General features: G+C 36.3%; 2 protein-coding genes and 3 tRNA genes. All 5 read left to right on the top strand.

The window, feature by feature from the left end:
- The first annotated feature begins 306 nt into the window (after window positions 1-306).
- Window positions 307-377: transfer RNA gene (locus COU51_04595), tRNA-Ala, on the top strand.
- Window positions 378-449: 72 nt separating this feature from the next.
- Window positions 450-521 (top strand) — tRNA-Arg (locus COU51_04590).
- Window positions 522-559: 38 nt separating this feature from the next.
- Window positions 560-631, top strand: a tRNA-Arg gene (locus COU51_04585).
- Between the two features lie 1,018 nt (window positions 632-1,649).
- Entirely contained in the window at window positions 1,650-4,832 is a 3,183-nt protein-coding gene (locus tag COU51_04580) for a hypothetical protein (protein PIR66314.1), read from the top strand.
- Between the two features lie 7 nt (window positions 4,833-4,839).
- Window positions 4,840-5,623 (top strand): hypothetical protein (locus COU51_04575; protein ID PIR66313.1); only part of this gene is annotated, 784 nt, incomplete at its 3' end.

The following is a 5,623-nucleotide window of genomic DNA, read 5'->3' as shown; positions in this document are numbered from 1 at the left end:
GCATGAATGGCACAACCCCTTATCAAAAATTTTTATCATTAACCCTAAAAAGTGTAACCCTTGAAGGTTAACTGTACAAGATCTTGATTTTTTATTAAATTTATGCTACACTGATAGAAGTATTTTTCAAAGATAAAAGTAAGGAAGGCTTTATTTATTTTGCGACGCAAAGACTTTAAATAAAATAAAATAGGGAGAAGACAGGTTTGTGATGAAGATATAGTAATATTTTGCGACGCAATGAATAAGACGTTGTCAAGGTTTTTGAAAACCATAAACAAGTGTGGCGTATCTACTATTGCATGTGGGCCTATGGTACAGTGGTAACACACCGCATTCGCATTGCGGAGACGGCAGTTCGATTCTGCCTAGGTCCAGAGGTAATAGCAGATGCATTAGTTACTTATAGACACGTGTTTCACGTGAAACAAAAATAATTTCTAGTATTCGCTCTTGTAGTTCAACGGATAGAACATGGGTTTCCGGAACCTAAAATAGAGGTTCGATTCCTCTCGAGAGCATAGTTTATGTCTCTACAATTCTACCTGTTATGGCCTATGCCCCTGTAGTTAAATGGATATAACGAGAGACTCCTAAGCTCTAGTTACAGGTCCGATTCCTGTCGGGGGCACTGGTGATAACAGAAATTTACTAAAAAATAACCAGCAGACGGTTATTTTTTAATTTGTTAGGATCTAAGGCTACTATTTTTTATATTTACACTACTATCTTACTACACGATATCGTTAATTAACGTTTCACGTGAAACAATGGCGCTATATCAGAACTCGTTTATAGTATTTTTTTATGCTCTTTGTTAATAACTTTTTATAAATTTAGTAAAAGAACGTAATTTTAGATAAAAAATCTAAATTATAAATTGTTTATAACTTGTTTATAATTTTTTTATAAATTGTAAACAGCAGAGGTTACTTTTTATTTTTATATATAAAAAGCACCAAAATTTTATTTTTTAAAATATTTTTTATTATATTGTTTCACGTGAAACAGAAGAGTGAACAATCCTTCTTTCTCACGGTTTAATTTAGTGCAGGCTTATAAAATTATGCGTCGTAAAATATAGATTTTTAAATTTATGACGAGATAACAAAAAATCATATAAAAAGTAGTCTATTTTTCATTTTTTTTACACAATACGCACTTTTAATATTTTTTGTGGATAAGTAGAGAGTGCGCATCATATATGATTAGTTTATTTTTTTAATATCTTATTTTTTACTGTCAAAAGTACTCTGACGTATTGGACTTACAACTATTTTTTGGATTTTTTGTTATGTGGATAAAATTGGGGATAATTCTTTAAAAGTCAAGACTAGCTTAGACATAGAGAAATCCACAGGTGTGGAAGGATACTTTTATTTTTTAAAATTTGGCTAAATTTAAATAAATATATTTAGCATTCTTGATTGACATATAATGTAATTCTTGATATAATAACTATTAGAAATACTTTTAGAGAAGAGGGATGAAAAGTCATTTATAGAGTTTTGGTACTCTGTTTTATGGCTTTTCGCCCTTATTTTTTTACTAAAAGGGGCTGAAAGTCCAGGGCACCCTGGACTTTCGGAAGAAGATTTAAAAAAACAAGAGGCTGTCATTAACAGCTGAAAAAACACTTATCCACAAGTATGAGCAGAGTGATTAGAAAAAAAATTAATGTTGCATTTTTAGCGCTACAGGTAGTTGCTCTTGTTTTATTTATAATATATCCGGTAAATGCTACTAGCTTAGATTCTAGCAATTACCGCGTAGTTGATTATGATTTAAATTTTGGTGGAGCGAGAAGTACGTCAACCGAATACACGATGACTGGTGATATTGAGCTTTTTATTACCGCAGTGAGCTCAACACTAGAAGAAGAGGGTGGCGGTGGCGAAGAACCTGGTGGTGGAGGCGAGCCAACTATCCCACCAGATACGACTCCTCCGGTTATTTCTGGCGTAAGCGCAATAAACATAACAATAACGGGTGCAACGATTATCTGGAGCACGAACGAAGCATCCGATTCATTAACAGACTATGGGGTCACGATTGCTTATGGCCTTTCTGTCTCAAGTTCAACGCTTGTTACGAGCCACAGCCTAAACTTAATCAATCTTCTTCCACAAACAACGTATCACTTTCGAGTAAAGTCAAAAGATGCGAGCTCAAATGAGGCGGTTTCTGCTGACTATACTTTCACTACGTTAACCGAACCTGACACGACTCCCCCGATAATTTCAAATATTCGTGTTGAAAATATAACAGGAACAAGCGCAACTGTGCTTTGGGATACAAACGAATCTTCTACGAGCAGAGTTGATTATGGCGAAACGATCAGTTATGGGAAAACAATTACATCAAGCACTCTTGTAAAGTCGCATCAAATGCAATTAAGCAACTTAACTCCAGACACGCTTTATCATTTTCGGGTTGCCTCAACCGACTCGTCAAACAACACTGCTTTATCTTCAGATCGAACATTCAGAACGTTGGATACAATCCCACCGGTAATCTCAAACATTCAGGTGATAAATGTTACCGATAACAGTGCGACAATAACATGGGTTACCAACGAAGCGACGACATCAAGGATTTTTTATAGACGACAAGGAACAACTACGTACTCCATCCTCGTTGATGACAATTTGCTTGTATCACACAACAACACACTGAATAATCTTATCGCCAATGTTGTCTATGAATTTTATATTGTTGCGCAAGATGCAAGTGGGAATACCGCGCAATCAACAGTAAGAACTTTTAGAACCTTACCAGATACAGTTCCACCAGCGAACATTCAAAACTTTACTGCAACACCTGATGACAGCTTGAATGTTTTAACTTGGCGGAATCCGACAAACCCTGATTACGCAGGCGTTTATATCGTTGCTTTGACAGAGACATATCCGCGGAATATTCGTGAGGGGAGAATAGTCTATGTTGGTCCGGGTGTTTCTTTTACTGACACAGAGCTTATCAATGGCACGACTTATTATTACAGCGGATTTGCTTATGACACATCTTTGAATTATGCTTCTGGCGCCATAACAAAAGGTACGCCGTTTTCATTGGAAGAAGAAATCCCGGTAGAAGAGGAAGAAGAAATCCCAGAGGTTGAGATTCCATCCATAAACCTTGGAGCTGTTTCATTTTTTGTAGCGCAAAGAACAATTCAGATTTATTCCGATTCAAACGATACAATTGAAACACTTGTAGGAACAACGCTTAGTGTTTCGGTAGATCAATTAAATGTTCCTGCGGAAGTCGAACTTATCACTTTACGTCTAAGTAATTCAAACTATTTACTTAAACTCCGAAATGATGGGACCGCTTATGATGCAGATATTTTATTACCTGGCATACCGGGAACATATCAGGGTGAAATAACTTTTGTTTTTGCCAATGGTCAGCAGATTGTTTTGTTTGGAGTAAGCATAAAAGAAAAGGGCATGATATTTGAAACAACTAATCAAGGAGTTGCCCCATTAGCAGGAGTAAATGTAACGCTTTATGAACTGCAAAATAATTCTTGGATTATTTGGCCGGGATCTAATTATTTTCAGTCAAATCCGATGGTCACTTTATCGGATGGAAGCTATGGATTCTTGGTTCCGAATGGAACGTATTATTTAAAAATGAGTAAAGACGGTTATCGCGACAATATTACAGCAAGGTTTAATGTGACGAAAAACTATGTTAATCAATCGCTTGAGCTTCTTATAAAACCAAAAAAACTTGAAGATGTAGTAACGCCAGGCGCTCCTCTTACAGAAAACGTTATTGCGGTTACACGAAATATTGCGGAAAAGACTGACTATACAAGAAAAATTGTCCAAGAAGAAATAATTCAATTTGCGCAAAACCCTGCAGTAGAAAAAGCAAACAGTGGTTTAGCAGCGCCAACCCTTGTATCGGTAGCTGTTATTAACGCGGCTACTGCGATTCCTTTCTTAAATCTTTGGACATATTTGCAATATCTTCTGACACAGCCACTTTTATTTTTTAAACGAAGAAAAAGAAAAGGCTGGGGTATCGTTTACAATGCATTTACGAAATTGCCAATTGACTTAGCGATTATTCGTTTAATTGAAACAAAAACAAAAAGAATTTTACGAACCATCGTTACCGATAGACAAGGTAGATATGTTTTGTTCTCACCAAAAGGTATTTTCAAAATGACCTCAACAAAATCTGGGTTCAAATTTCCTTCTGTATATTTGAAGGGCAAAAAAGAAGACGAGGCATTTATAGACCTTTATTACGGAGAACAGTTTAACGTTAAACAGGTTGGTCAGGCCATAACATATAATTTTCCAATGGATCCGGTTGATGAAAAAGTATCTGTTCGTAAGTTCATATTAAAACGTGCGTTTAAAGGATTACAATTTGGGCTTTCATTAAGCGGAATAGTATTAACGACGGTTTCGTTTATCATCTCACCGAACGTAAAAATAGGTTTATTCCTTATATTGCATATCGCACTCTTTGCTTTATTCCTACGTTTAGCCAGGCCTGCGAAATTTAAGAAATGGGGAATCGTGCGTGATGCAGAAACCGGTAAGCCAATCAGAAATGCGATTGTTAGATTATTTGAACCAGAGTACAACAAATTACTTGGAACTCAAATCACTGACGGCAAAGGAAGATATGCTTTCTTGGTTGGTAGAAATATTTATTATTTAACTTTTGAAAAAGCAGGATATAAAAATTTGAAAACAAAAAATGTAGATACAAGAACAAAGGCCAGGTCGGGGATAATTACAGAGAAAGTTAAGATGGAGAAAGATAAAAATTTAGGATCTAAGAATAAAAGAAAAACAAAAAAATAATTTTGATATGAGCGTAGTTAAAAACCACAAATTAAACGGCGGTATGAAGGGGTGGATAGCCTCGGTGGTTTTTGGCGCTCTTAATATATTGGCACTAATTGCTTTTATCAGTGTATTAAAAATTGGGTTAGAGCCACTTACAGGACAGGCGGCAACAGGTATTTACAAGGCATTAAATTTTCGTGGAACCTTGCAAGACGATATGGGGGTAATCGCAAGTAATGGGACTTACAGTATGTACTTTACGCTTTATGATTCCGCAACCGGAGGGAACTGTTTATATGTCGCAAGCGGAACTTGCTCTACACCTTTGGCAAAATTAATTACTGTGACAAGTGGCAGTTTCACTACTTTAATTGGAGATACTGACAATGGCGATAATTCTATAACCCTTGATTTTAATAGCGATCAATATTGGCTTGGGGTAAAAGTTGGTGCGGATAGCGAATTGGCTCCACGTGTAAGAATTGGGTCAGCCGGATATGCTTTTAACGCCGACTTACTTGATGGATTAAATACTTCATCAAACGGTGGAACTGGCCGGTTTGTCCCAGTAACAAATAATTTTGGAAATTTAAATTTAACAGGAGAATCGCGCGGAACCGGAGTTGCAAGTTCCACTATTTTTATAAACCCAAGTAGCGCGACTTCGACAAATTCTTTATTAGGCGTAGCTGTCGGCGGAGTTGAAAAATTTAAAGTTGATGCAAGCGGTAATATTTTTGCAAGCGGAACGATTTATGCAGGGATAGATGTTATTGTTAACGGTCAATCGGTTTGTCTTGCTAACG

Source organism: Parcubacteria group bacterium CG10_big_fil_rev_8_21_14_0_10_36_14 (assembly GCA_002772895.1).
Lineage (GTDB): Bacteria > Patescibacteriota > Patescibacteriia.
The sequence above is the reverse complement of the archived record's forward strand: the minus strand, read 5'-3'. Positions and strand labels throughout refer to the sequence as shown.

Bases quoted from the DNA above. Each gene is read 5' to 3' on its own strand.
- COU51_04580 (PIR66314.1), top strand. From the start codon at position 1,650: ATGAGCAGAGTGATTAGAAAAAAAATTAATGTTGCATTTTTAGCGCTA.